This is a genomic window from Kitasatospora sp. NPDC058492 (genome assembly GCF_042720685.1).
Classification (GTDB): domain Bacteria; phylum Actinomycetota; class Actinomycetes; order Streptomycetales; family Streptomycetaceae; genus Kitasatospora.
The window spans coordinates 1-24,314 of record NZ_JBHXMU010000074.1 but is presented as its reverse complement, the minus strand read 5'-3'; the positions used below and the strand labels follow the sequence as shown (position 1 = coordinate 24,314).

General features: G+C 75.0%; 23 protein-coding genes. 18 read left to right on the top strand and 5 right to left on the bottom strand.

The features are described from left to right. The first annotated feature begins 15 nt into the window (after window positions 1-15). The 11 genes from ACFWPI_RS33965 (at window position 16) to ACFWPI_RS33915 (ending at window position 10,320) form a co-directional block, all read left to right on the top strand. Window positions 16-303 carry a phosphopantetheine-binding protein gene (locus tag ACFWPI_RS33965; protein WP_380377453.1) on the top strand — a complete coding sequence of 96 codons (288 nt, stop codon included), beginning with the start codon at window positions 16-18 and terminating at the stop codon, window positions 301-303. Beyond that, window positions 300-554, top strand: coding sequence for a hypothetical protein (locus tag ACFWPI_RS33960; protein ID WP_079136142.1), 255 nt, complete (start codon window positions 300-302; stop codon window positions 552-554). Before ACFWPI_RS33965 ends, ACFWPI_RS33960 begins: the two co-directional genes overlap by 4 nt. Next, the gene (locus tag ACFWPI_RS33955; protein ID WP_380377455.1) at window positions 551-1,699 is read left to right on the top strand and encodes a beta-ketoacyl synthase N-terminal-like domain-containing protein; all 1,149 of its coding nucleotides are present in this window, start codon (window positions 551-553) and stop codon (window positions 1,697-1,699) included. Before ACFWPI_RS33960 ends, ACFWPI_RS33955 begins: the two co-directional genes overlap by 4 nt. Window positions 1,700-1,760: 61 nt before the next feature. After that, on the top strand, window positions 1,761-2,348 hold the full coding sequence (locus tag ACFWPI_RS33950) for a hypothetical protein (protein ID WP_380377457.1): 588 nt from the start codon (window positions 1,761-1,763) through the stop codon (window positions 2,346-2,348). Window positions 2,349-2,628: 280 nt separating this feature from the next. Further along, on the top strand, window positions 2,629-4,251 hold the full coding sequence (locus ACFWPI_RS33945; RefSeq protein WP_380377459.1) for a class I adenylate-forming enzyme family protein: 1,623 nt from the start codon (window positions 2,629-2,631) through the stop codon (window positions 4,249-4,251). Then, window positions 4,248-5,504 carry a beta-ketoacyl synthase gene (locus ACFWPI_RS33940; protein WP_063350660.1) on the top strand — a complete coding sequence of 419 codons (1,257 nt, stop codon included), beginning with the start codon at window positions 4,248-4,250 and terminating at the stop codon, window positions 5,502-5,504. The genes ACFWPI_RS33945 and ACFWPI_RS33940 overlap by 4 nt, the downstream gene beginning before the upstream one ends. Window positions 5,505-5,546: 42 nt before the next feature. Then, window positions 5,547-6,533: a 4-hydroxyphenylpyruvate dioxygenase gene (hppD, locus tag ACFWPI_RS33935; RefSeq protein WP_380377462.1), complete on the top strand. Its 987-nt coding sequence runs from the start codon at window positions 5,547-5,549 to the stop codon at window positions 6,531-6,533. 33 nt (window positions 6,534-6,566) lie between these two features. Further along, window positions 6,567-7,481, top strand: a complete 915-nt coding sequence (locus ACFWPI_RS33930; protein WP_380377464.1) for a phytanoyl-CoA dioxygenase family protein — start codon at window positions 6,567-6,569, stop codon at window positions 7,479-7,481. Continuing rightward, window positions 7,478-8,533 carry a thiamine pyrophosphate-dependent dehydrogenase E1 component subunit alpha gene (locus ACFWPI_RS33925; RefSeq protein ID WP_380377466.1) on the top strand — a complete coding sequence of 352 codons (1,056 nt, stop codon included), beginning with the start codon at window positions 7,478-7,480 and terminating at the stop codon, window positions 8,531-8,533. The genes ACFWPI_RS33930 and ACFWPI_RS33925 overlap by 4 nt, the downstream gene beginning before the upstream one ends. Beyond that, the gene (locus tag ACFWPI_RS33920) at window positions 8,530-9,498 is read left to right on the top strand and encodes an alpha-ketoacid dehydrogenase subunit beta (RefSeq protein WP_380377468.1); all 969 of its coding nucleotides are present in this window, start codon (window positions 8,530-8,532) and stop codon (window positions 9,496-9,498) included. The genes ACFWPI_RS33925 and ACFWPI_RS33920 overlap by 4 nt, the downstream gene beginning before the upstream one ends. 33 nt (window positions 9,499-9,531) lie before the next feature. Further along, window positions 9,532-10,320 carry a DUF3050 domain-containing protein gene (locus tag ACFWPI_RS33915; protein ID WP_063350656.1) on the top strand — a complete coding sequence of 263 codons (789 nt, stop codon included), beginning with the start codon at window positions 9,532-9,534 and terminating at the stop codon, window positions 10,318-10,320. A 55-nt stretch (window positions 10,321-10,375) separates the two neighbouring features. On the opposite strand, the gene ACFWPI_RS33910 is transcribed toward ACFWPI_RS33915, so the two are convergent. Further along, window positions 10,376-11,647, bottom strand: a complete 1,272-nt coding sequence (locus ACFWPI_RS33910) for an acyltransferase (protein ID WP_380377470.1) — start codon at window positions 11,645-11,647, stop codon at window positions 10,376-10,378. 214 nt (window positions 11,648-11,861) lie between these two features. Between ACFWPI_RS33910 and ACFWPI_RS33905 the strand changes: the two genes are divergently transcribed. The 4 genes from ACFWPI_RS33905 to ACFWPI_RS33890 all read left to right on the top strand — a co-directional run bounded on the left by ACFWPI_RS33905 (window position 11,862) and on the right by ACFWPI_RS33890 (window position 16,551). Beyond that, window positions 11,862-14,264: an FHA domain-containing protein gene (locus tag ACFWPI_RS33905; RefSeq protein ID WP_380377472.1), complete on the top strand. Its 2,403-nt coding sequence runs from the start codon at window positions 11,862-11,864 to the stop codon at window positions 14,262-14,264. Window positions 14,265-14,393: 129 nt separating this feature from the next. Further along, window positions 14,394-14,984 carry a hypothetical protein gene (locus ACFWPI_RS33900; protein ID WP_380377474.1) on the top strand — a complete coding sequence of 197 codons (591 nt, stop codon included), beginning with the start codon at window positions 14,394-14,396 and terminating at the stop codon, window positions 14,982-14,984. Between the two features lie 128 nt (window positions 14,985-15,112). Then, a complete protein-coding gene (locus tag ACFWPI_RS33895; protein ID WP_063351672.1) occupies window positions 15,113-16,105 on the top strand; it encodes a serine/threonine-protein kinase in 993 nt (330 codons plus the stop codon). 71 nt (window positions 16,106-16,176) lie between these two features. After that, window positions 16,177-16,551 (top strand): DUF1304 family protein, encoded by a 375-nt coding sequence (locus tag ACFWPI_RS33890; RefSeq protein ID WP_063350652.1) that lies wholly within the window; start codon window positions 16,177-16,179, stop codon window positions 16,549-16,551. 21 nt (window positions 16,552-16,572) lie between these two features. Here the strand turns inward: ACFWPI_RS33890 and ACFWPI_RS33885 are convergent, their stop codons facing one another. Beyond that, complete coding sequence (locus tag ACFWPI_RS33885) at window positions 16,573-17,955, bottom strand: streptophobe family protein (protein WP_380377477.1); 1,383 nt, start codon at window positions 17,953-17,955, stop codon at window positions 16,573-16,575. A 429-nt stretch (window positions 17,956-18,384) separates the two neighbouring features. Here ACFWPI_RS33885 and ACFWPI_RS33880 point away from each other — a divergent pair, with 429 nt between their 5' ends. Continuing rightward, on the top strand, window positions 18,385-19,734 hold the full coding sequence (locus tag ACFWPI_RS33880) for a DUF6777 domain-containing protein (RefSeq protein WP_380377479.1): 1,350 nt from the start codon (window positions 18,385-18,387) through the stop codon (window positions 19,732-19,734). 78 nt (window positions 19,735-19,812) lie between these two features. Here the strand turns inward: ACFWPI_RS33880 and ACFWPI_RS33875 are convergent, their stop codons facing one another. After that, on the bottom strand, window positions 19,813-20,256 hold the full coding sequence (locus ACFWPI_RS33875) for a winged helix-turn-helix transcriptional regulator (protein ID WP_380377481.1): 444 nt from the start codon (window positions 20,254-20,256) through the stop codon (window positions 19,813-19,815). Between the two features lie 137 nt (window positions 20,257-20,393). Here ACFWPI_RS33875 and ACFWPI_RS33870 point away from each other — a divergent pair, with 137 nt between their 5' ends. Beyond that, window positions 20,394-21,641 carry an MFS transporter gene (locus ACFWPI_RS33870; protein ID WP_380377483.1) on the top strand — a complete coding sequence of 416 codons (1,248 nt, stop codon included), beginning with the start codon at window positions 20,394-20,396 and terminating at the stop codon, window positions 21,639-21,641. A gap of 140 nt (window positions 21,642-21,781) precedes the next feature. Further along, a complete protein-coding gene (locus ACFWPI_RS33865) occupies window positions 21,782-22,234 on the top strand; it encodes a hypothetical protein (RefSeq protein WP_363582502.1) in 453 nt (150 codons plus the stop codon). Window positions 22,235-22,306: 72 nt separating this feature from the next. Here the strand turns inward: ACFWPI_RS33865 and ACFWPI_RS33860 are convergent, their stop codons facing one another. Both ACFWPI_RS33860 and ACFWPI_RS33855 read right to left on the bottom strand, forming a co-directional pair. Further along, window positions 22,307-23,902: an LCP family protein gene (locus ACFWPI_RS33860; RefSeq protein ID WP_380377486.1), complete on the bottom strand. Its 1,596-nt coding sequence runs from the start codon at window positions 23,900-23,902 to the stop codon at window positions 22,307-22,309. Then, a partial coding sequence (locus ACFWPI_RS33855; RefSeq protein WP_380425231.1) for a DUF6542 domain-containing protein occupies window positions 23,895-24,314 on the bottom strand: 420 nt, incomplete at its 5' end. The genes ACFWPI_RS33855 and ACFWPI_RS33860, both read right to left, overlap by 8 nt.

Below are 24,314 nucleotides of genomic sequence, written 5' to 3'. Positions count from 1 at the left end.
ACAAGGAGCCACACCATGCAGGACCGCGTCCGCGAGTTCGTCCTCGCCTCGCTCACCGAGATGCAGTACGACGTCTCCGAGGTCACCGGGGACACCGACCTCGGCCCGGCCGGGCTGGACCTCGAATCGCTCGCGCTGGCCGAGCTGTCGGTGCAGGTCGAGGACGAGTTCGGGATCAAGTTCGACCTCGACGAGATGGAGACCACCGCGCTGATGACGCTCGACGAGTTCACCGCCGACGTCGTCAAGCGGATCGACGCCAGCGCCGCCACCGCCACCGCCACCGCCGGCAGCCCGGCGTGAGCGGCTCCGCCCTCCCCGACCGGGCCGAGGTCCGCGCGATGCTGGCGGCGTTCGGGCAGCGCGCCGCCGACACCGTGCCCGACGACCTCGGATCGCTCGAACTCACCTGGCTCATAGCCGAGTTCGAGCAGCGCTACGGCATCCAGGTGGACCTCGACGACGACCGCTTCGGCGCCGTCCGGACGGTCGACGACGCCACCGAACTGCTGCGCGCGGCCGTCCTGGCCGAACGTGTGGGCGCCCGGCCATGACCACCGGCGCGCCCTCCGCGCACCGGCCGCGCGGCCGGCCGGTGGTCACCGGGCTCGGCGTGCTCAGCGCCGCCGGGCGCGGACTCGGCCCGCTGACCGAGGCCGCCGCCCACGGCAAGACCGCCTTCGGCCCGGTCACCCGCTTCGACGTGAGCGCCCGCCGCACCACCCGGGCCGCCCTGCTGCCCGACGACGTGCCGCTCGCGCACACCTTCCCGCTGGCCCGCGCGGTGCTCGACGCCGTCGGCCAGGCCTGCCGCCAGGCCGGACTGACCGCCGCCGACGGCGCGGACACGCCCGTCCTGCTCGCCCTGCACAGCGACGAACGGACCAGGGGCACCGCCGACGCGGTGGCCGCCGGCGTCCGCGCCGCCTGGGGCACCGCGGGCGTCACCCGGGTGTACACCGGCGCCTGCGTGGCAGCCGCGACCGCCGTCGCGGACGCCGCGGCGCTGGTCGCCACCGGGCGGCACGAGCGGGTCCTGGTCGCGGCCGGGCACCTGGTCGAGCCGGGCGTGTTCGCCGTCTTCGACGCCGGCCGCGCGCTGGCCCGGGACGGCGAGCTGCGCCCGTTCAGCACCGGCCGCACGGGCACCCTGCTCGGCGACGCGGCCGCGGCCGTGCTGGTCGAGGCCGCCCCGGCCGCCGAACGGCGCGGCGCCGCCGCCCTCGCCCGGCTGGCCGGCTGGGGCCGCGCCGGGGACGCCCACCACGTGTGCCGCCCCGAACCGGACGGCGCCGGAGTCGCCCGGGCCGTCGAGGCCGCGCTCACCCGCGCCGGCGTCGCCCCGGCCGAGGTCGGCTACGTCAACGCCAACGGCACCGGCTCCACCCTCGCCGACCAGGCCGAGGCGAGCGCGCTGCGCCGGGTCTTCGGCGCGCACACCGCCGAACTCCCGGTCAGCTCCAGCAAATCCGTCCACGGGCACGCCCTGGAAGCCTCCGCCCTGCTCGAACTCGCCGTCACCATCGGCGCGTTGGGCACCGGCCTGCTCCCGGTCAACGCCGGCTGGCTCGGCCCGGACCCGGACGTCGGCCTGGACCTCGTCCTGGACGGCCCCCGCGCCGCCCGCCCCCGCTACGCGCTCAGCCTCAACTCCGCCTTCGGCGGCGCCAACACCGCCCTGCTGGTGGCCCCCGCATGACCGGCCACCGGACCCCGCCCGCCGTCCGACGGCGCCGACCCCGTACCCCGGCACCCACACCATGACCACCGACGCCACAGACCCCGACGCCACGAACTTCGGCGCCGCACCCGCCCCGGCCGCCGCCCGGCTGCGGGTCCTCGCCGAGGCCCGCCGACCCGACCCCGGCTCGGCCGACCCCGACCTGGCCGGCCCGCCGCCACCGCTGCCCGGCTTCGCCGCCTCCGGCTTCAACCCGCTGGTCGCCGACACCGCCGACCGCTGCCTGCGCGCCCACCACGGCGCCCCGCCCGCCCCCGGGCGGACCGCACTGCTGCTGGCCAGCGCCGGCGGCGACCGCGCCACCGCGCGGGCCATCGACCGGAGCGCCGAACCCGGACGGCGCCCCGCACCCCTGCTGTTCTTCCAGTCCAACCCCAACGCCGTCCTCGGGCACATCGCCGCCCGCTGGGGCCTGACCGGCCCCGTCGTGGCGATCAGCCCGGCCCACGCCGTCCCCGGGCAGGTGCCCGCGGACGCGCTCGACCTCGCGGCGCTGCTCCTCGCGGACGGCGACGCCGACCAGGTGCTGGTCATCGCCGCCGAACCGGGCGACGACGAACCGGGCGAGGCCGCCGGACACGCGGTGGCCGTCCTGGTCACCGGCTGACGTCCCGGTCACCGGCTGAGTCACCGTCTCAGTCACCTCCTCAGTCACCGGCTGAACCGTCCGGCCACCGCCGCCCGTACCCACGGACGAGGCCCGACGACTGAAGCAGCCGCACCCGGCAGACCAGCACCCGGCCCCGTCACCCACCCAGGCCCCGTCGCACCCGCCGACAGCCCACCGAGCACTCGCCGACACCCGTCGCCGCCCGCGCGGCCGTCCGACCCACGCCAACCGATCAGCCGCCCGGGCCGTCTCCGGCCCCGAGGGAGGGATCCACCCCGTGACCATCCGCAGTGTCCGCAGCCTGATCGCGGACGACCCCGACGTGGGCGCCGGCAACGTCCTGACCGCCCGGCTCGCACTCGGCCTCGGCCTCGACGAACCGCTGCTGACCTTCGACACCCCGGTGGACGACCACCCCGCCTGGCAGCCGCTCACCCTGCGCGAGCTCGACCGCGCCGTCCGGGCCCGCGCCGCCGCCCTGCACGCCCTCGGCATCACCCGGCGCGACCCGGTGGTGGTCTTCGCCAGCGACGCCGCCGACCACGTGCTCGCCTTCCTCGCCCTGACCCGGCTCGGCGCCATCCCCGCGCTGCTCAACCCCAACGTGGACGGCGAGCGGGCCGCCCGCTACATCGCCCGCCTCGGCGCCGTCGGCGTCCTCGCCGACCCGGCCCACCTGGCCGCGCTGGCCGGCCACGACCCCGGCGCGCCGCTGCTGCCCGAGATCTCCACCCTCGGCACGGGCGACCCGGATGCCGCCCCCGAGCCGTACCGGCACTGGTCCGGCGACCCGGTGGCGATCACCCACTCCTCCGGCACCACCGGAATGCCCAAGGCCGTCGTCCACTCGCACGCGAGCCTGTACGCGGCGATCCGCCACCGGCTGCGGCTGCCCCGCCCGCAGGGCCAGGACCGGATGCTCAGCGCACTGCCCGCGCCGCACGCCGCCACCCTGATCGCGCTCAACCTGGCGCTCAGCTCGCACACCGAACTCGCCGTGCTGTCACGGCAGTCCGGCGCCGGGGTGCTGGACGCGATCGAGCAGTGGCGGCCCACCGGGGTGATCGGCTTCGCCGCCACCTGGGCCGAACTCGCCCACCACGACCTCGCCGCCCGGGACCTCGCCACCGTCGCCCTGTGGTGGAACACCGGCGACTGCGCGCACGAGGTGCACATCCGCCGCCTGATCGCCGTCGGCAGCCGGGAGTCCGTCACCCGCGCGGGCCGCACCCGGACGCCGGGCTCGCTGTTCGTCGACGGCCTGGGCTCCACCGAGATGGGCCACTCGCACTTCTTCATCACCCACGGCCCCGGCACCGAGCGCTACGGGCGCTGCGTCGGACGCCCGCACGCCTTCGTCGACTGCGAGGTGGTCGGCCCGGACGGCGAGCCGCTCGGCCCCGGCGAGGTCGGCGAACTCGCCACCTCCTCACCGACCCTGGCACTCGGCTACTGGAACGACTCGGCCACCACCTTCCGCACCCGGATCCGCGGCCGCTTCCTCACCGGCGACCTGATGTACCGGGACGAGGAGGGCTACTACTACCACGTCGACCGGGCCGTCGACTCGGTCGAACTCGGCGACGGCAAGCGGCTGTTCACCGCCATGTCGGAGGAGCGGGTGCTGGCCGCCCGCCCGGACGTGGCGGACTGCACGGTGGTCGCCGTGCGGGACGGCGAGCGCGTGGTCACCGACGTGCTGCTGATCCTCGCCGCCGACGCCGACCCGACCGCCGACCGGACCAAGGACGTCATCGCCGCCCTGGACGAGGCCGCCGCCGCGACCGTGCGCCAGGTGCTGGTCGTCTCCGGGGACGACATCCCGCTCGGCCCCACCGGCAAGGTCCGCAAGGTGCTGCTGCGCCAGCGCTACCTCGACGCCGCGGCCGGTGCCCGATGACCCGCCGCGAGGGCGCCGTCGTCACCGGCCTCGGCCTGGTCTCGCCGCTCGGCCGCAAGCCCGCCGAGGTGTTCGACGCGCTCAACGCCGGGCGCTCCGGACTGACCGCCGTCCCCGAGGGCCACGCCGCGCACGGCTGGCTGCCCGCCGCCGGGATCGCCCCCGCCGTGGACGGCCGCGAGGTGCTGCCGCCCACCGAGACCCGCTGCGTGGACCGATTCGTGCTGCTCGCCCTGGCCGCCGCCGACGACGCGCTCGCCGACGCCGGCCTGGTCGTCGGCCGGGACGCCGACCCGCACCGCACCGCCGTGGTGCTGGCCACCGGCGGCGGTGGACTGGAGACCTTCGAGCAGCAGTCGCACCGCCGGCTGGAACGCGGCCGCCCCGGCGTCAGCCCGTACCTGCTGCCGGGCATGCTCTCCAACATGGCCACCGCCCGGATCGCCATCAAACACGGGATCCGCGGCTACAGTTCGGCCGTGGTGACGGCCTGCGCGGCCGGCGCCCAGGCCGTCGCCGAGGGGCTGCGGCTGATCCGCTCCGGCGACGCGGACGTGGTGGTGTGCGGCGGCACCGAGTCCTCGCTGCACCCGACCATCGCCGCCGCCTTCACCAACGCCCGTGCGCTCGCCCAGGGTTGGGACGATCCGGAGCAGGCCAGCAGGCCCTTCGACACCCGCCGCAACGGCTTCGTGCTCGGCGAGGGCAGCGCCGTCCTCGTCCTGGAACGTGCCGACCACGCCGACGCCCGCGGCGCCGCCGGGTACGCGGACGTCATCGGCTGGGGCGCCTCCACCGACGCCCACCACCCGACCATGCCCCGCCCCGACGGCTCCGGCGCCGCCGACGCGATGCGCTCCGCACTCGCCAACGCGGGGCTGGCACCGGGCGACATCGACTACGTGAACGCCCACGGCACCGGCACCAAGCTCGGCGACGTGGCCGAGACCGCCGCCCTGCACGCCGTCTTCGGCGCGCACCCGCCCGCGGTCAGCTCCACCAAGGGCGCCACCGGCCATCTCCTCGGCGCCGCAGGCGCGTTGGAGGCGGTGGTGACCGCCCTGGCGGTGGCGAGGGGGACGCTGCCGCCGACACTCAACCTGACCGACCCCGACCCGGCCTGCGACCTGGACCACGTCCGGGGCGGGGCCCGGTCCGCACCGGTGCGCGCAGCGCTGAGCAACGCCTTCGCCTTCGGCGGCCACAACCTCAGCCTGATCCTCGGCCCGGCGTCCACCCGGGCCGCCAAGTAGCGCGCCGATCCACGCCCTTCCATCCCTCCGGGGGAGATCCCGTTGTCCATCCAGTCCATCACCCACGTCGAGTTCCACTGCGCGGACGCCGACAAGACCGCGGCCGGGCTCTGCGCCGACTTCGACTTCACCGCCGACGCCCCGGCGACCGCACCGGACGGCGCCCGCACCATCCGGCTGCGCCAGGGCTCGATCCGGATGCACCTGGCCTCCGCCGCCGACCCCGACCACCCGGTGGCCGGCTTCGTCGCCCGGCACGGGGACGGCGTCGCCGCCCTCGCCCTCGCCTGCACCGACCCGCAGGCCGCGCTGGAGCGCGCCGAGCGGCACGGCGCCCGCGTGCTGGACCGGGCCGGCGGGCTGATCGCCGGCTTCGGCGACACCGCCCTGCGGTTCGTGCCGCTGCCCACGGCCGAACCCGCCGACGAGCCGGGCCTGCTGGACGCCCTGGACCACGTCGCGATCTGCGTCCCGGCCGGCGAACTCGCCGACGCCGTACGGTTCTGCGAGGCCGCGCTCGGCTTCCACCGGATCTTCGGCGAGTACATCGAGGTCGGCCAGCAGGCCATGGACTCCAGCGTGGTGCAGAGCGCCTCCGGCGAGGTCACCTTCACCCTGATCGAGCCGGACACCACCCGGCGGCCCGGCCAGATCGACGAGTTCCTGGCCTCCCACGACGGCGCCGGAGTGCAGCACCTGGCCTTCCGCACCGGCGACATCGCCACCGCCGTCCGGACCGCCCGGGCCAACGGCGTGGAGTTCCTGAGCACCCCGGGCGCCTACTTCGACGCCCTGGCCGAGCGGTTCGGCGAGACGGCCATCCCGGTGGAGACCCTGCGCGACCTGCACGTGCTCGTCGACCAGGACCACGGCGGCCAGCTGTTCCAGATCTTCGTCCGCTCCACCCACCCGCGGCGGACGTACTTCCTGGAGCTGATCGAGCGCCAGGGCGCCGGCACCTTCGGCACCGCGAACATCAAGGCCCTGTACGAGGCCGTCGAGCGGCAGAGCTCCGACGCCGCCGTCTGACCGCCGCCCACACCTCAAGAAGGGGCACACCCCATGACCACCGCCGTCGAGTTCCGCCTCAGCGAGGCCGAACACGCCCTGCTGCCCACGCCCGAGGAGGTGGCCCACTACCGCGAGCACGGCTGGTACCTGTCCCGGAAGCTGTTCAGCGACGAGGAACTGGACACCCTCCAGGCCGCCACCGAGCTCTACTACGGCGGCCACCGCGACCGCGAACTGCCCGCCCGCCCGCCGCGCCTGGCCGCCTGGGAGCCCTCGCAGGGCCCGATCCAGCGGCACAACGACTACGTGCACTACGAGAGCGACGCCATCGGCGCGATCCTGCGCAAGCCGCTGATCGGCGCGGTCGCCGCCCTGCTGGCCGGCGCCGAGGAGATCCGGGTGTTCCAGGCGACCCTGATCTACAAGCCGCCGGTGCCCGGGGAGCCGAGCAACCAGGTGCCCTGGCACTTCGACAAGCACTACTGGCAGACCTCCACCTCGGAGGAGATGCTCACCGCGTTCATCCCGTTCCACGACTGCCGCGAGGAGAACGGCACCATCACCATGGTGGACGGCAGCCACCGCTGGCGGGAGCTGGACTCCGGCGAGGACTCCACCCGCCACTTCGCCGACCGCAACCGCACCGAACTCGACGACATCCTGGCCGCCAACGCCGCCCACAACGGGCAGCAGGTGCGCATCGTCCCGATGCACATCCCGCGCGGCCACATGTCCTTCCACCACTGCCGCACCTACCACGGCAGCGGCCCCAACCTGGCCTCCTTCCCGCGCCGGGCCGTCTCGCTGCACCTTCAGGACGGCGCGAACGAGTACCGCCACCACACCCGGGCGGACGGCGGCCCGGTGGTGTACAACCACGACGTGCTGGTGCGCCGTACCGCCGACGGCCGGCCCGACTACGCCGACCCGCAGTTCTGCCCGACCATCTGGCGGGGGGCCCGGTGACGGCTCCCCCGGCGACCGTGCCCCCCGGCACCGCGGCTCCCGACGCCGCGGTTCCCGGTGCCGCTGCTCCCGGCACCGCGCCGCTGGACACGCCGGCCGAGCGCTACCGGATGCTGCGGCTGATCCGCGGCTTCGAGGAGCTGGCGCTCGGCCTGGTGAAGGCCGGCGCGATCCCCGGCGGCATCCACCCGTACATCGGGCAGGAGGCCGTCGCGGTCGGCGTCTGCTCGGCGCTCGGCCCCGCCGACCGGCTCACCAGCACCCACCGCGGCCACGGCCACGTACTCGCCCGGGGCGCCGCACCGCACCGGCTGCTCGCCGAACTCGCCGGCCGCGTCGACGGGTTGAACGGCGGCCGGGGCGGCTCGATGCACGCCGCCGACCTCTCGCTGGGCATCCTCGGCGCCAACGGCATCGTCGGCGCCGGCGCCCCGATCGCGGTCGGCGCCGCCTGGGCCGCCCGGCAGGCCGGGGACGGCCGGGTGGCAGTGGCCTTCTTCGGCGACGGCGCGCTCAACCAGGGCGTGCTGCTGGAGTCGTTCAACCTCGCCGCGATGTGGCAGCTTCCGGTGGTGTTCGTCTGCGAGAACAACGGCTACGCCACCACCCTGCCCGCCGCCACCGCGGTCGCGGGCAGCGCGACCGGGCGGGCGGCCGCCTTCGGCATCCCCGCCGAGGAGGTGGACGGCATGGACACCGAGGCCGTCCGCGCCGCCGCCCTGCGCGCGGTGGAACGGGCCCGGTCCGGCGGCGGCCCCGGCTTCCTGGAATGCCGCACCTACCGCTACGAAGGCCACCACACCATGGAACGCCGGATGAAGCTGCACTACCGCACCCCCGAGGAGGTCGAGGCCTGGCGCGCCCGCGACCCGCTCCCCCGGGCCGCCGCCCAGCTGGAGCAGCCGGCCGTCGCCGAACTCGACGACGCGGTGGCCCGCCAGCTCGCCGCCGCCGAGGAGTTCGCCCTCGCCTCCGAACACCCCGACCCGGCCGGCGCGTTGGACCACCTGTACGCCGACGGCCTGCGGCCCCGAGCCGGGGCGGTGGCATGACCAGGCTCTCGTACACCAAGGCCCTCAACCGGGCGATCGCCGACGAACTCGCCGCCGACCCGGCGGTCTGCGTCTTCGGCGAGGACATCGGCGCCGGGATGGCCGGCCCGACGCTCGGTCTGCTGGACCGCTTCGGGCCCGAGCGGATCGTCGACACCCCGCTGTCCGAGCAGGCCTTCACCGCCATGGCGATCGGCGCGGCGCTCGCCGGGCGGCGCCCGGTGCTGGAGTTCCAGATCCCCTCGCTGCTGTTCCTGGTCTTCGAGCAACTCGTCAACCAGGCACACAAGTTCTCGCTGATGACCGGCGGGCAGGCGAGCGTCCCGCTGACCTGCCTGGTGCCCGGCTCGGGCTCCCGGGACGGCTGGGCCGGGCAGCACTCCGACCACCCGTACAGCCTGTTCGCGCACGCCGGGGTGAAGACCGTGGTGCCCGCCACCCCGACCGACGCCTACGGGCTGCTGCGCTCGGCGATCCGCGACCCGGACCCGGTCGTGGTGTTCGCGCCCGCCGCCGCCCTCCCGGTGCGCGAGACCGTCACCTGGGACCTCGCGCCGATCCCGCTCGGCCGGGCCCGGATCCACCGCCCCGGCACCGACGTCACCGTGGTCGCCGTCGGACACCTGGTGCACGACGCGCTCGCCGTGGCAGACGAGGTCGCCGAGGACATCTCGGTCGAAGTCCTCGACCCCCGCACGCTGTACCCCCTAGATTGGGCCGCGCTCGCCGCCTCGCTGGAACGCACCGGCCGGCTGGTCGTCTTCGACGACTCCAACCGCAGCTGCGGCTTCGCCGCGGAGGTGCTGGCCACCGCCTCCGAGGAGATGCGCCTGATCGCCCCGCCCCGCCGGGTCACCCGCCCCGACGGCACCGTCCTGCCGTTCGCCCCCGCCCTCGACCGCGCCCTGCAGCCCGGCCGCGAGCAACTGCGCCACGCCCTGCACGCCGTCCTCAAGCACCCCTGAGACCCCCGAGACCCCCGAGCAGAAGGAGCCGCCTTGTCCACCAACCGCTACCACTGGGACCGTTCGCACCCCGGCCTGACCAGCCTCCAGCAGGCCATCGACCCGCTGCGCCGCGAGGTGGTCGGCCACGGCGTGTACGGCGGGCTGACCAGCATCGGGCGCGTCCGCACCTTCCTGGACAGCCACGTCTTCGCGGTCTGGGACTTCATGTCGCTGCTGAAGAGCCTGCAGCGCGACCTCACCAGCGTCGAGGTCCCGTGGGTCCCGAGCGGGCCGACCGCCAGCCGCCGGCTGATCAACGAGATCGTGCTGGTCGAGGAGAGCGACGAACTCGGGGAGGGCTACACCAGCCACTTCGAGCTGTACGTCGAGGGCATGCGGCAGGCCGGCGCCGACCCGGGCCCGGTGGAGGAGTTCCTGGGGCTGCTGGGCACCGGCACCGCCGTCCCGGAGGCGCTGAAGGCCGCCGCGGTGCCGCAGGCCGCCGTCGACTTCACCGGCACCACCTGGTCGATCATCGAGAACGCGCCGGTGCACTGCCGGGCCGCCGCCTTCGCCTTCGGCCGCGAGGACCTGATCCCGGACATGTTCGCCCAGGTGGTCGGCATCGACGACCCGGACGGCGTGCTCACCGTCTTCAAGGACTACCTGGCCCGGCACATCGAGGTGGACGGCGAGCAGCACACCCCGATGGCGATGCAGATGCTGATCGACCTGTGCGGCGACGACCAGGCCAAGTGGGACGAGTGCGCCGAGACCGTCCGCACCGCGCTGCGCGCCCGGGTGCAGCTGTGGACGGCGATCGAGGCCGCCTTCGCGTAGCGCGGCCGGGGCGCGGCTCACCCCGCGCGTCGTGCCTCGCACTACGCGGTGCGGCTCAGACCACCTTCGGGACGGCGGCGGCCGACGCGGGCAGTTCGTCCGCCGCCGTCCGGAAGCGGTGCAGCGCGGCCCGGCCCTCCGCCCCCCGCACCCGGGCGGCGAGCCGGGCCGGCAGCACCACGGTGGTCAGGTAGCCGGCGCCGCCGAACCCCTCGACCGTCCAACTCACCCAGGGAAGAGGGTAGTTGGCGGCAGGGCTGAAGAACACCGGCCGGTGCCCCTGGAAGCTCACCCGATAGGCCCCGAACCGGCTCCAGTTCGAGAAGCTGAACCGGCGCTCCTGCGGGTCGAAGCCCAGCGGCACGCAGTCCCGCAGCCGGGAGCGGCCGAGCGAGGCCAGGAAGCCCAGGTTGGAACGCAGGTTGAGGTGGGCGGCCGGGAACTCCTCGACCGCCGCCCGCAGCGCGCCCGCGAGCACCGCCGGGCCGTCCTCGGGCCGGTGCGACACGTGGACGTCGCCCAGCAGGTTGCCCACCAGGGCGGGTGAGAGTCCGAGCCAGCGCCGGGCGTTGACCGGTACGGTCAGCCAGCGCTCCGCCCCGTCGCCGTCCAACTCCCTTATGGTGCTGACGACATGGGCGCAGAGCACGTCACCGGAGGAGAGCCGCCGGCCGGCCGTCGCACTGAACTCCGCGCGCATCCGCTCGACTTCGGCGTCCCCGAAGTAGATCTGGACGGTCCGATTGGCCCGCGGACCGACCGCCACCTCGCGGGCCAGCAGCTGCGCCTGCACCGTCGAGGGCACCCGGAAGCCGGGCCGTCCGCAGTCCTCGGCCGGGAGCACCCGGTCCAGCAACTCGTCCTGGTCCTCGACCAGTTCGGCCTCCGGAGGCTCCTCGTCCTCGACCGCCGCCGACCAGATCCGCAGCAGCAGCATGAAGCTGTGCAGATCGCCGATCGCGTGGTGCCAGGAGCATCCCAGCACCGTCCCGCCGTCGCCGGTGCGGGTGACCCGGACGGTGAGCAGCGGGACGCCGCCGCCGCGCGCGGCCGGGGCGTCCACCGGATCGACCAGTTCAGAGCCGGCGGCCGTCACCCGGCCCATCGCCTCGGCGAGCGTGCCGGCCACGGTGTAGACGTCCAGCGGGACGCCGGAGTCGTCGCAGACCGCTTCGAGGGCGCCTCCCCCGCCGGTGCGCAGCCGCCCCGCGAACACCGGCACCCGGTCCAGTGCGCGGGCCAGTCCGGCGGCCAGCCGGTCCTCGTCCAGCGCCTGGTCGAAGTAGAGCACGACCGAGACGGCGAGGTCCGCCAGCATGGTGTCCATCAGGCCGCAGTGCAGCACCGTTCCGGGGGCGCGGCCGGCCCTGACAGTCCGGGATCTTCGCAACACCGGCCAACTGTTCATGCGTTCCGTCCCCGGTTGTTCTGCGGGTGGCGTGCGGGCACGCCGAACGATAGTGCCGCGCCGTCACAGTGGTCCAGTCCAATCCCGGGATCCGGAAAGGCCGCTGGACTGCTGCGGCGATAGAATGCCCAGCATGGGAGAGCGCCCGGGCGCACCCACCGCGCCGCCCCTCGTCCTGGTCACCGACACCGGGTCGCTGCTGATCGACCCGGCCCTGGCCTACCACCTCGGCCGCGACCCGACCAGCGAGATCGTCCTGGACGACCCCCGGGTCTCCTGGCACCACGCCGTGCTGCGGGCCACCGACGGGCACTGGCTGCTGGAGGACGTCGGCAGCACCAACGGCACCTACGACCAGGGCCACCGGGTCGACCGCGAGGACATCGGCCCCGGCACCCGGCTGCGCTTCGGCGACCCGGCCGACGGCCCGTCCGCGACCTTCGCCGGCCTGCCCCGCCCCGACCCCGGCGAGCGGCCCTCCCTGCTCGCCCCGCAGGCCTCCGGCACCTTCCGCAGCCCCAGCTCGGTGCTCCAGCTGCCCGGCCGCACGGTCCGGATCGGCCGCTCGCACGACAACGACCTGGTCCTGGACGACCTGGTGGTCTCCCGCCACCACGCCGAGCTGCGCGAACTGCCCGGCGGCGGCTACGAGATCGTCGACCTGGACAGCCACAACGGCACCTACCACAACGGCCGCCCGGTGCAGCGGGCGCCGGTCGGCCCGGCCGACATCGTCGGCATCGGCCACTCCGCGCTCTGCCTCTCCGACGACCACCTGGTCGAGTACACCGACACCGGCGAGATCTCCCTGGACGTACGGCACCTGGTGGTCCGGGTCGGCTCCGACCACCGGGTGCTGCTGGACGACGTGAGCTTCCCGCTCGCCGAGAAGGCCCTGCTGGCGGTGGCCGGCCCGAGCGGCGCCGGCAAGTCCACCCTGCTCAACGCCCTGACCGGGCTGCGCCCCGCCGACGAGGGCACCGTGCTGTACGACGGGCGCGACCTCTACCGCGACTACGCCGAACTGCGCCGCCGGATCGGCCTGGTGCCGCAGGACGACATCCTGCACACCCAGCTCACCGTCCGCCGCGCGCTCGGCTACGCCGCCGAACTGCGCTTCCCCGGCGACACCGCGAAGCACGAGCGGGAGGCCCGGGTCGTCGAGGTGGTCCACGAGCTGGGCCTGGCCGGCCGGGCCGACCAGGTGATCGGCAGCCTCTCCGGCGGCCAGCGCAAGCGGGTCAGCGTCGCGCTGGAGCTGCTCACCAAGCCCTCGCTGCTGTTCCTCGACGAGCCGACCTCCGGTCTGGACCCGGGCATGGAGCGCTCGGTGATGCACATGCTGCGCGGGCTGGCCGACGACGGCCGGACGGTGATCGTGGTGACGCACAGCGTGCTGAGCCTGAACGTGTGCGACCGCCTGCTGGTGCTCGCCCCCGGCGGCCGGACGGCCTACTACGGCCCGCCGGGCGAGGCGCTGGCGTTCTTCGGCTTCGCGGAGTGGCCGGAGGCCTTCGAGGCCTTCGAGAGCGAGGACCACGAGGCCTGGCAGCGCCGTTTCCGCAGCTCCCCGCAGTACGAGCGGTACGTCGCCGCCGAGGCGGTGTCCCTGACGCCGGCCGCCGTGCCGGGAGCGCCGGCCGCGGCATCGGGAGCGCCGGAGGCGGCGGGGCCGGCGCAGGCACCGGCGGCCGGGCGGGACCCGATCGGCTGGGAGAAGCCGCAGGGCTGGTTCTCCCAGCTGGGCACCCTGGTACGCCGGTACACCGCGGTGCTCGCCGCCGACCGGCTGTTCCTGACCATCATGGTGGTGCTGCCCTTCGTGATCGGCCTGATGTGCCGGGTGATGGCCGGCTCCCGGCTCACCCCCGACAACGCCGTGAACTGCCTGCTCACGCTGTGCATCGGCGGCCTGCTGACCGGCGCCGCCAACTCGGTGCGCGAGGTGGTCAAGGAGCGGGCGATCTACCGCCGCGAGCGCGTGGTCGGACTGTCCAGATCGGCGTACCTGGTCTCCAAGGTGGTGGTGCTCGGCACGGTCACGGTCGCCCAGGCCGCCGTGCTGACCGTGGTCGGCCTGGCCGGGGTGGACCTCTCCTGGGCGGTGCCGACCGGGGTGGTGATGCCGCAGCTGCCCGAACTGATCATCGCGGTCGCGCTGCTGGCGTTCTCGGCGATGATGCTCGGCCTGGTGGTCTCGGCGATCGTGGACAAGGAGGAGGCCACCATGCCGCTGCTGGTGCTCCTCTCGGTGGTGCAGATCGTCTTCAGCGGCCTGATGCTCAAGCTGCACGGCGTGCCCGGGCTGGAGCAGTTCGCCTGGCTGATCCCGTCCCGTTGGGGCATGGCCGCGATGGCCCGCACCGTCGAGCTGCACGGCATCTTCCCGACCGCGATCACCGCCGACCCGATGTTCCGCCACGAGCGCGCCGGCTGGCTGTTCGACATCGCGGTGCTGCCCGGCCTCGCGGTCGCGTACGGGCTGCTGGTGCTGGCCCTGCTGCGGCGGCACGAGCCCGCGATCATGCGGCGCTGAGCCTCGAAGGGCGACCCCGGGCCCCGACCGACCACCGCCGGTACAGTGGGAAGCGACCTGTGGTGCGAGTCCCATCGCTATGACCGCGCGCAGCCGCGGGCTCGCGCGGCGGAGGAAATGTAGCCGCCCATGGACGAGTTCGCGTTCCGCCCCACCCACGTCGCCCCGCCGGCCGGGATGGCCACCTGGGCGGCCCCGGACCCGGCCCGGCCCGCCACCCGGCTGGACGCGCTGCTGCCGGTGCGGGTGGTCGCCCGGCAGGGCGACTGGGCGCAGATCCTCTGCTCCAACGGTTGGACGGCCTGGGTCGACGGCCGGCTGCTGGTCGCCCTCCCGGAGCCGCCGCCCACCGCCGGGGGCCCGCCCGCCCGGACGGCGGACCCGCGCCCGGCGCTCGTGGAGGCCGAGGCCGCGGTGGCCCGCTACCGGGCCCTGCTGGAGGACCTCGCGGCGGGCGCCCTGGACCTGGAGGCCTTCCGGGAGCGGACCCGTGGCCTGCGGATCGGCCTGGTCGTGGACGCCGAGGCGCTCTGGGTGTTCGACCCGGTGCGCGACCGCTGGTGCTACTGCGACGGGCTCCAGCTCCAGACGTACGCGGCCACCGACCGGCCGGTGCCCAGGTCGTCGCCCACACCGTCGCCCACGCCGTCGCCCGCCCCCGCCGTCCCGCCGGGGCCCGCGCCCGCTCCGTACGCCCCCACCCGGCCGGGCGCGCCGTGACCCCGGCCGAACGGGTGCCCGAAGACCACCCTGGCCATGCCGATAAGTCCGACCACCCCGGCCGTGCCGACGATCCCGACCAGCTCGACCACCCCGACCGGCCGTCCGCACCCGGCCTGCCGGCCGGCATGGTCGGGCGCCGGATCGCCGGCTACCGGCTGGAGCGCGAGATCGGCCGCGGCGGCATGGCCGTGGTGTACCGGGCCAAGGACCTGAGGCTCGGCCGGACCGTCGCGGTCAAACTGCTCGCCCCCGAACTGGCCCGCAACGAGGTGTTCCGGCAGCGCTTCATGCACGAGTCCGAGGCCGCCGCCGCGATCGACCACCCGCACATCATCCCGGTGTTCGAGGCCGGCGAGCACGACGGCATCCTGTTCATCGCGATGCGCTACGTCGAGGGCGGCGACCTGCGCGGGCTGATGAACCGGGGCGGCCCCTTCTCGGCCGAGCGGACCGCCCAGCTGGCCCTGCAGATCGCCTCCGCGCTCGACGCCGCGCACGACCACGACCTGGTCCACCGGGACGTCAAGCCCGGCAACGTGCTGGTCGCCGCCGGGACGGACAGCGAGCACCCCGAGCACCTGTACCTGGCGGACTTCGGCCTCACCAAGAAGTCCCTCTCGCTGAGCGGCCTGACCAGCGTCGGCCAGATCGTCGGAACGCTGGACTACGCCGCGCCCGAGCAGATCTCCGGCAAGCCGCTGGACGGGCGCTGCGACCAGTACGGCCTCGGCTGCGTGGTCTTCGAGATGCTCGCGGGCGCCCCGCCGTTCCGCCGGGAGAGCGACGTGGCGCTGCTCTGGGCGCACCTCAACGACCCGCCGCCCGCGTTGCGCGACCACCGCCCCGACCTGCCCGCCGCCGTCGGGGCGGCGGTGGCCCGGGCGCTCGCCAAGGCCCCCCAGGACCGCTACGCCAGCTGCCTGCAGTTCGTCGCCGAGCTGCGCGCGGCCACCGCCGTCGTGCCCGGCCTCGGCGCCGCGCCGAGGGCGTGGAGCGGGAGCGGGAACGGGCCGCCGACCCGGGTCGTCCAGGCGGTCGTCCCCGGGCTCGCCGCGGCGGCCGTCGTGCCCGAGCCGCCCGCGTGGGCCGCCCCGGTCGTCCACCCGCCGCCGTGGTGAGCGCCGTACCGTCCACCGCCCCCCAGGAAACCGACCCGCCAGGAAACCGACCCCTCAGGAAGCCGACCGCCATGAACGCCGTGAGCCAGGTCTTCGCCGTGATCGCCGCCGCGGTCCACCTCCTCGCGTGGCCGCTGGAGAGCTTCCTGTACGGCCACCCGCGGGTGCGCTTCCTGCTCACCGGCAGCACGGCGGACGCGCCGGAGGTCCGGCTGTGGCGCTTCAACGTCGGCTTCTACAACCTGTTCCTGGCGCTCGGCCTGGTCGCCGGACTGGTCCTGCTGCACACCGGGCACGCCGCCTCCGGCCGCGCCGTGATCAGCTACGTCGCCGCGTTCATGGCCGCCGGCGGGATCACCCTCTTCGCCTCGGAGCCGAAGGTCTGGCGCGGCGCCCTCGCCCAGGCGCTGCCGGCGGCGGCGATCCTCATCGCCGAGGCGTTCTGAGCGCGCGCCGCCCGGCAGCCGTCACCCCGCCCCGGGCACCTTGCCACCCGAGACCTCGCCACCGGGGACGTCGCCGCTGGTGACCTCGCCCCGGCGGCCGGTGCGGGCGGCCAGCAGGGCGCCCAGCGCGCCGGCCAGCAGGCCCCAGCCCGCCGCCAGCGGGACGGCCGTCCACAGCACCGGGCGCAGGGTGAGGCTGCCGCTGCCGAGGCCGGCCAGCGGGTTGGCGCCGCCGAGGAGCGAGCCGATCAGGTCGCCGAGGCCGCCCTGGCCGACGCCGACGCCGAGCACCGACAGCCCGTAGTCGGCGTCCGCCCTGGTCCAGAGCCCGACCAGCAGCACCGTCACCGCGCTGGCCAGGGCGAACCGGACGGCGTGCTGCCAGAGCCGGACGGTGCGCGGCGAGCGGTACGCGGCGAGGAAACCGGCCGCGAGCAGCAGCACGGCGGCCAGCGGCAGCAGCCACCAACTGCGCGCGTCCTGGTCGGCGAGGGTGCCCAGGCTGATGGTGGCCTGCTGCCCGTCCGGCGCCCGCAGCACCTCGGCGAGCGGCCTGGGCACCGGCAGGCCGAGCGCGCCGCTGAGCCGCCCGTGCCACTGCGCGCCGAGCCCGACGCCGAAGGCCAGCCAGGCCAGGTCGGGCAGGGCGAGCAGCAGCACGGCCAGGGTCTGCCGGGCGTTGCCGTGCACGATCGCGGTCAGCACCCCGGCCGCCAGCCCGATCACCAGGTACGCCAGCAGGACCAGCCAGAGCGCGAACGCGGCTGGGCGGACGGCCAGTTGGTAGGGCAGCAGGGCGCGCGGCAGCGGCGCCCGCCGGGACACCGCGAAGGTGCCCGCGAGGACGACGAGCAGCCAGGCCAGCCCGATGCCGACCGTGCTCGGGGCGTCCGCGTGGAAGCCGACCTCCGGGGTGAGCCCGAGCGCGCCGCCGATGGTCTGCGCCAGGTCGCCGCCGAGCGGGACGACGAAGGTGTGCCGGGCGCCGAGGGTGAGCAGCGCGAGGGCGACCAGCCAGAGCACCACCGTGCGGGCGATCCGGCCGAGCAGTTCGCCGCCGCCGGCCACCGCGCGAAAACGCAGCTGACGCAGGAACACCTCGGCCATCACCACCGCACCGGCCAGCGAGACGGACAGCGGCATGGCACTGATACCGGCATCCACTGCGGCGAACTGCCCTGCTCCGCCGTCGAGTTGGACGGCGCCGCCGACGGCCAGTACCACCGCCCCGGCCAGCACGGCCGGGAAGCCGCCCCCCGGGAGGTCGTCGGCGCCGGCCAGCCAGAGGCCGAGCGCGGCCACCGCCGCCATGGCGGCGAACCCGGCCAGCACCACGGCGAGCGCGTCCAGCCAGCCGCGCAGGGCGCCGGGCGGGCCCGCGACCCGGGTGGTGGGCTGCTGCATGGCGCCTCCTCGGTGCGTCGGGCTTCGCGTTCCAGGGTGGCCGACACCCGGCGGGCACGCTCGGCGACGGTCTCCGCACCTGCTGTTGCGGCGGGTGGGGAGCCGGGGGGGAAATGGAGGCCAGTGGCAGGAGCTTCCCGGGTCGGCGCATCCGCCGGCCGCCTGCGAAACGGAGCCTCGATGAGTTCCCAACCGCCCCCGTCCGGCCCGCCGAGCGAGCCGCCCCACGGCCCCCCGTCCGGCCCGCTGGCCGGTCCCCCGTCGGGCGGCGGCCAGTTCGGGCCGCCGCCCGGGTCATCCGGCGCTTCCGGGCCTTCCGGGCCTTCCGGGCCGTCTGGTCCGTCAGGGCCGTCCGGTCCGTCAGGGCCGTCCTCCGGCGGCGGTCGGGGGCCGCACACGCCGTGGTGGCGCTCCGGGCGGGGGCTCGCATTGGCCGCCGGCACGCTGGCGGTGGCCGTGGTGGCCACCGTACTGATCGTGAACAGCCAGGGCGGCGGTCACCACGACACCCTGCCGGCCGCCAACGAGGTGGCCCTCCAGGCCCCGGCCGACCCGGGGCCGGACCCGTTCACCCCATCGGTGGAAACCCAGGGGGTGAGCGCCCCCGCCCCCGCCCAGGAGCCGCAGTCCGGGCAGGCACCGCAGTCCGGGCCGGCGCCGCAGTCCGCCCAGGCTCCGCAGTCCGGGCCGGGCGGCCGGTCCACGGCCGCCTCCCCGGCGGTGATCCACAGCGTCGAGGGCAGCTCCGCCGGGCTGTACGGCGGGACGATGACCAGGCCCAGCTGCGACACCGAGCGCCTGATCGGGATGGTCTCCAGCGGGGACTCCGGCCGCGCCTGGGCCTCCGCCGCGGGCGTCCAGCAGTCCGACATCCCGTCCTACCTGCGCTCGCTGACCTCGGCCTACCTGCGGGTGGACACCCGGGTCACCAACCACAACTACAAGAGCGGCGCCGTCGCCGAGTACCAGTCCGCGCTCCAGGCCGGCACCGCCGTCCTGGTGGACTCCCAGGGCGTGCTCCGGGTGCGCTGCTCCTGCGGCAACCCGCTGAAGCCGCCGGTGCTGGTGAGCGACGCCAAGTACACCGGGAAGGCATGGGCCGGCTTCCACCCGACCACGCTGGTCGTCGTGGTGCCCGCGCCGCAGCCGGTGACCGAGATCATCCTGGTGAACATCGAGACGGGCGGCTGGTTCTCCCGGCTGACCGGGCGGATCGACGTGGTCGACCGGAACGTCGGACCGCCCAAGGGGCCGCTGGCGCCGGGCGTCCCGCCGCCGGGGAAGATGACGCCCACCACGCCGGCGGGCACGGCCTCGACGTCGCACTCGACCTCCGCCTCGTCCTCCGGGGCCACCTCCGGGTCCGGCTCGGCGACGACCTCGGGTTCGACCTCGTCCGGGGCGACGTCCTCGGGCGCCTCGACCGGGACGGGCTCCGCCTCGGCAACGTCGTCCACCTCCTCGGGCACCCCGACCGGGACGACCAGGACGACCGGCACCTCGTCCGCGTCCACCGGCTCCTCGACCGGGTCCTCGACCGGCTCGTCCACGGGGTCGTCCGCAGGCTCCTCGACGGGGTCGTCCACGGGTTCGTCCACCACCAAGACGCCGACCCAGACCCCGACCCAGACGCCGAGCACCAAGGCCCCGGCAACCACGACCGGTTCCACCGCGACGAACACCACCAACGGCACCACCAACGGCACGGCCCCCGGCACCACCGCGACGGCCACCGAACCCCCGAAGACCGCGACGGCCGGGAGCGCCACCCCCAGCTGATCCGCCCGACTCCCCCACACCACCCGCACCACCCGCCGCCACCGGCCGCCCGTCCGCCGGTGGCGGCGGCGGCGCGTCTCAGGGCAGCAGCACCTCGGCGTCCTCGGGCCCCAGCACCCGGCCGCCGGCCGCGCGGACCTCCATCGCCTCGATCGGCGCGCCCGTCCCGCGTTCCACCAGCCGGGCGCGCGGCTCGCCCTCCGCGAAGAACCACTGGTCGCCCCACTGCCGCAGCGCGGTGATCACGGGGAAGAGGGCGCGCCCCTTCTCGGTCAGCACGTACTCCTGGTACGGGCTGCCGTCGGCGGCCGGCGCGAGCTCGAACACCCCGTTGGCGACCAGGTTGGTGAGGCGGGCCGAGAGGATGTTCCTGGCGAGGCCCAGGTTCTTCTGGAAATGCCCGAAGCGGCGCAGCCCGTCGAAGGCGTCGCGGACGATCAGCAGCGTCCAGCCGTCGCCGACGACGTCGAGCGGGCGGGCGACCGGGCAGGTCGACTCCTCGTGCGTGGTGCGCTTCGGCACTTCTCCCACCTTCCACCGGTCGGCGCCCAGCCTAGCGGCGAGTCGCGTAGTTGCTTATTGAAACCACAGTATGCCAGGGTGGCTCGGTAGCACTTTGAAACCAGTCCGGCCGCGCCCGCCACCAGGAAGTCCCGCCCATGACCTCGCCCACCCGCGCCACCGCCGCCGAAGCGCCCCCACGCGGCCTGCCACCCGCCGCCGCCTGGCTCCTCTCCGTCGCCTGCGGCCTCGCCGTCGCCAACGTCTACTACTCACAGCCCCTGCTCGACCTCATCGCCGCGGACTACGGCATCGACCCGGCCACCATCGGGCTTGTCGGCACCCTCACCCAGACGGGCTACGCGCTCGGCCTGCTGCTGCTCGTCCCGCTCGGCGACCACGTCAACCGCCGCACCCTCACCACCGCCCAGCTCGGGCTCTCCGTGCTCGCCCTCGCCGCCGTCGCGCTCGCCCCCTCCGCGCCGCTGATGCTCGCCGCGATGGCCGCCGTCGGAGTCCTCGCGGTGGTCGCCCAGGTCGTCGTCGCGTACGCGGCCTCGCTCGCCGCGCCAGCCGACCGGGGCCGGGTGGTCGGTACCGTCACCAGCGGCATCGTGGTCGGCATCCTGCTCGCCCGCACCGTCGCCGGCACCATCGGCGACCTGGCCGGCTGGCGCGCCGTCTACGTGGTGTCCGCCGTCGCCACCGGCGCGATGGCAATCGCCGTCGCGGTCGTCCTCCCGGCCGAACGTCACCGCCCGTCGGCACCGACCTCGCAGACCTCGCAGACCTCGCAGACCAGGCAGACCGCACGGATCAGCTACCCCCGGCTGATCGGCTCGGTGTTCACCCTCTTCGCCGAGGAGCCCGTGCTCCGCGCCCGGGCGGTCCTCGCGCTGCTCACCTTCACCTCCATCACCGTCCTGCTCACCCCGATGGTGCTCCCGCTCGCCGCCCCGCCGTTCAGTCTCAGCCACACCCAGATCGGGCTGTTCGGCCTGGCCGGCGCCGCCGGAGCCCTGGGTGCCGGCCGCGCGGGCCGCCAGGCCGACCGCGGCCGGGCCGAACGCACCGCCGGCATCGGCCTGTTGGCCATGTTCGCCGCCTGGATCCCGGCGGCCCTGCTGCCGCACTCGGTGTGGTGGCTGGTGCTCGCCATGGTGGTGATCGACTACGGCCTGCAGTCCGTGCACGTGGTCAACCAGCACCTGCTGTACCAGGTCCGCCCCGAGGCGCAGAGCCGGCTCACCGCCGGGTACATGCTCCTCTACTCCGCCGGCTGTGCGGCGGGCGCGATCGGCTCCACCGTCGTCTACGAGCACTGGGGCTGGACGGCCGTCTGCCTCCTCGGCGCGGCCACCAGTCTAGCCGCACTGCTCTACTGGCTTGCCAGGAAGCAGGATTGACGAAGCCTCGGAACGGCTCCTCCCCCTGATCCGGCGGCGTCGGCGCCAGGCCGTCGGCGAAGTCCACCGCCGTGTCGTTCTCGAAGGGGGCGGCGCCCCGGCCACCGACGGCCCGTCACGGGGCGGGTATCGTCCGGGCCATGAAGGCAGTGTTACGCCGGGTGTGGTCCCTTCCGTTGGCGGGCGCGGTGGTCTCGCTGCTGGTGCTCTGCTGGAGCCTGTTCGCCGCGTCCGCGCAGTGGCGGGCCGCGAGCCGGATAGACGCCGCGCCGCTGCGGGTCGACGGGACGGTCAGCGCCGTGGCCCTGCGCAAGGGCGGCTGGCTCTACACCGTCACCTACCGGGTGGGGGATCGCGACTACCGCACGTCGGCGCTCGGCCTCAAACGGGTCGAGAAGCCGCACGTCGGGATGACCGTCCCCCTGGAGGCGGCGGCGGACGACCCGGCCACCGTGCGCGTGGCCGGCGACCACTACCCCAACGACGACATGCCCGCGACCTACGTGCTGGCCGCGGTGGGCGCCACGGCGGTCCTGCTGTGGCTGGTCGGCCTGCTCGTCCAGCGCGCCCGGGGCCGGACTCCCCTCCCGTGACGGCCGGTTCGGCCGCCGGGCCGGTTCGCCCACCGCCTCGTGGGTGCGGCCGCGCGGCGCCCGCCGCCCCCGTCAGTCCACGCAGGGGATGCCGCCGGCCTTGACGGCGGGGCCCTGCATGGGGAGGCCGGCGGCGGGGTCGGTGGCCGCGTCGCCCGGCCCGGTGGTGGCGGCGGCGGAGGGGCTGGGGGTGCGGGTGACGGCGAGGGTGACGACGATGTGGCCGGGGGCGACGACGGCGGCCGCGGTGGCGGTGACGCCGTAGCGGGTGGCGAGCTGCTGGGCGTCGGCCTTGGCGCCGCTGCCGTAGGCGACGGTGGTGGCCCTGGTCCTGGCGGCGGCGTCGCCGATCCTCCCCGGCTGGTAGCCGAGTTCGGTGAGGGCCTTGGACTCGGTGGCGGCCGTGCCGGCGCCCGCGACGGCGTTGACGTCCACGACGGCCCTGGTCGCGGTCGGGGAGGCGGCGGACGGCGAGGGGGTGGCGGTCTCGGCGGCCGTCTCGGTGGGTGCGGGGACGGCCTGGACGGGGGCCGGCTCGCGGTTGAACAGCTGCCGGACGATCTTCTTGATCAGCTCCGGGTTGACGGTGTTGACCTCCTGGCCGCCGACGGTCTTGAACCCGGTGATCGGCAGGGTGTTGAACTCGACGTTCCCGCCGGTGAGGTTGGGCGCCTGCTGGGCGAAGTCGAGGATGTTCCACTCGTTGTCGATGACGACGTCCTTCTTCACCACTCCGAACAGCTTCTGCATCTGCCCGAAGTCGTTGAGGATGCCCTGCTGCTTGAGCCGGTACTCGACGGAGGAGATGAACGCCTGCTGCCGGTGGGTGCGGTCGAGGTCGCCGTTGGCGAGGTGGTGGCGCTGGCGGACGAAGGAGAGGGCCTGGGCGGCGTTGAGGGAGCTGATGCCGGCGGGGAGCTTGAGGCCGGTGCCGCCGCCCTCGTGGGCGGCGGTGCGGGCGGTGATCGGATCGTCGACGGGGTGGTTGAGGCAGACCTGGATCGGCTCGACGGCCTTGGCGATGTCGTAGAAGCCGATCAGGTTGACCTCGGCGAAGTGGTCGATCGGGACGTCGAGGAAGCCCTGCACGGTCTGGATGGTGGCGGAGCGTCCGGCTTCGCGGCTCTGCCGTTCCAGGTCGGCCTTGGAGAGCCCCTTGCCGGCGAGTTTCTGCTCGGCGGCCACCTTGGCGATGCCGTAGGCCTCCTTGATCTTGTGCATCTTGCCGTCGGCGCCGAGGGTCTGCACGTAGTCGTCGCGCGGGACGGACAGCGCGGTGACCTTGCCGCCGTTGGCCGGGATGTGCAGGACGATCAGGGCGTTGGTGTTGTAGCCGCCGATCTCGCTCGACCCGGCGTGCAGTTCGTCCTCGACGAACTGCTTGGGCAGGTCGTTGCCGTCCATGTCCTTGCGGCTGTCGAGGCCGATCAGCAGCAGGTTGACGGACTTGTCGAGGTGGGGCGGGGCGTTCTTCTTGGCCTCGCTCAGCGCGGTGGACTTGGTCATGCCGTCGTCGAGGCTGCGGTACTCGTACCAGGTGAAGCCGCTGGCGCCGAGGACGGCGACGGAGACGGTGCAGGCGAGCGTGCGCCCGGCGACGGTCAGCGGGGCGGGGCCGCGGCGCGGGGCGCGGCCGCGCGGGCGGAGGCGGGCGGCGCGTTCAGCCACGACGGCTCCTTCCGGCCGGGGTGCCCGCCCTGCGGAGCCGTCGGCGGTCGAGCGCGATGCGGACCGCGACGACCAGCAGCGCGACCCCCACCGCCGCCGCCATCACCGGGAACGCCCCCACCACCCACCGCAGCGCGCCGGTGCCGAGCTGCTTGCCCTGGTACGCGTCCCGGTTCGCCAGGTACTCGATGCCGGCGGCGCCGAGCAGCACCACGAGCGGGGCCGCGGTGACGACCCACCAGCGGCCGGCCCGGCTGCACAGCGCCGCCGCGGCACCCGTCCCGCCGACCGCACCGACCGCGAAGAGCACGCCGACCCCGGGGCCGCCGAGCTCGTCCGCGACACCGCCGAGGACGGGCAGGCCGACGGCGGTGAGCAGCACCGGCAGCCGGCCGCCCCGGCGGGCCTGCGG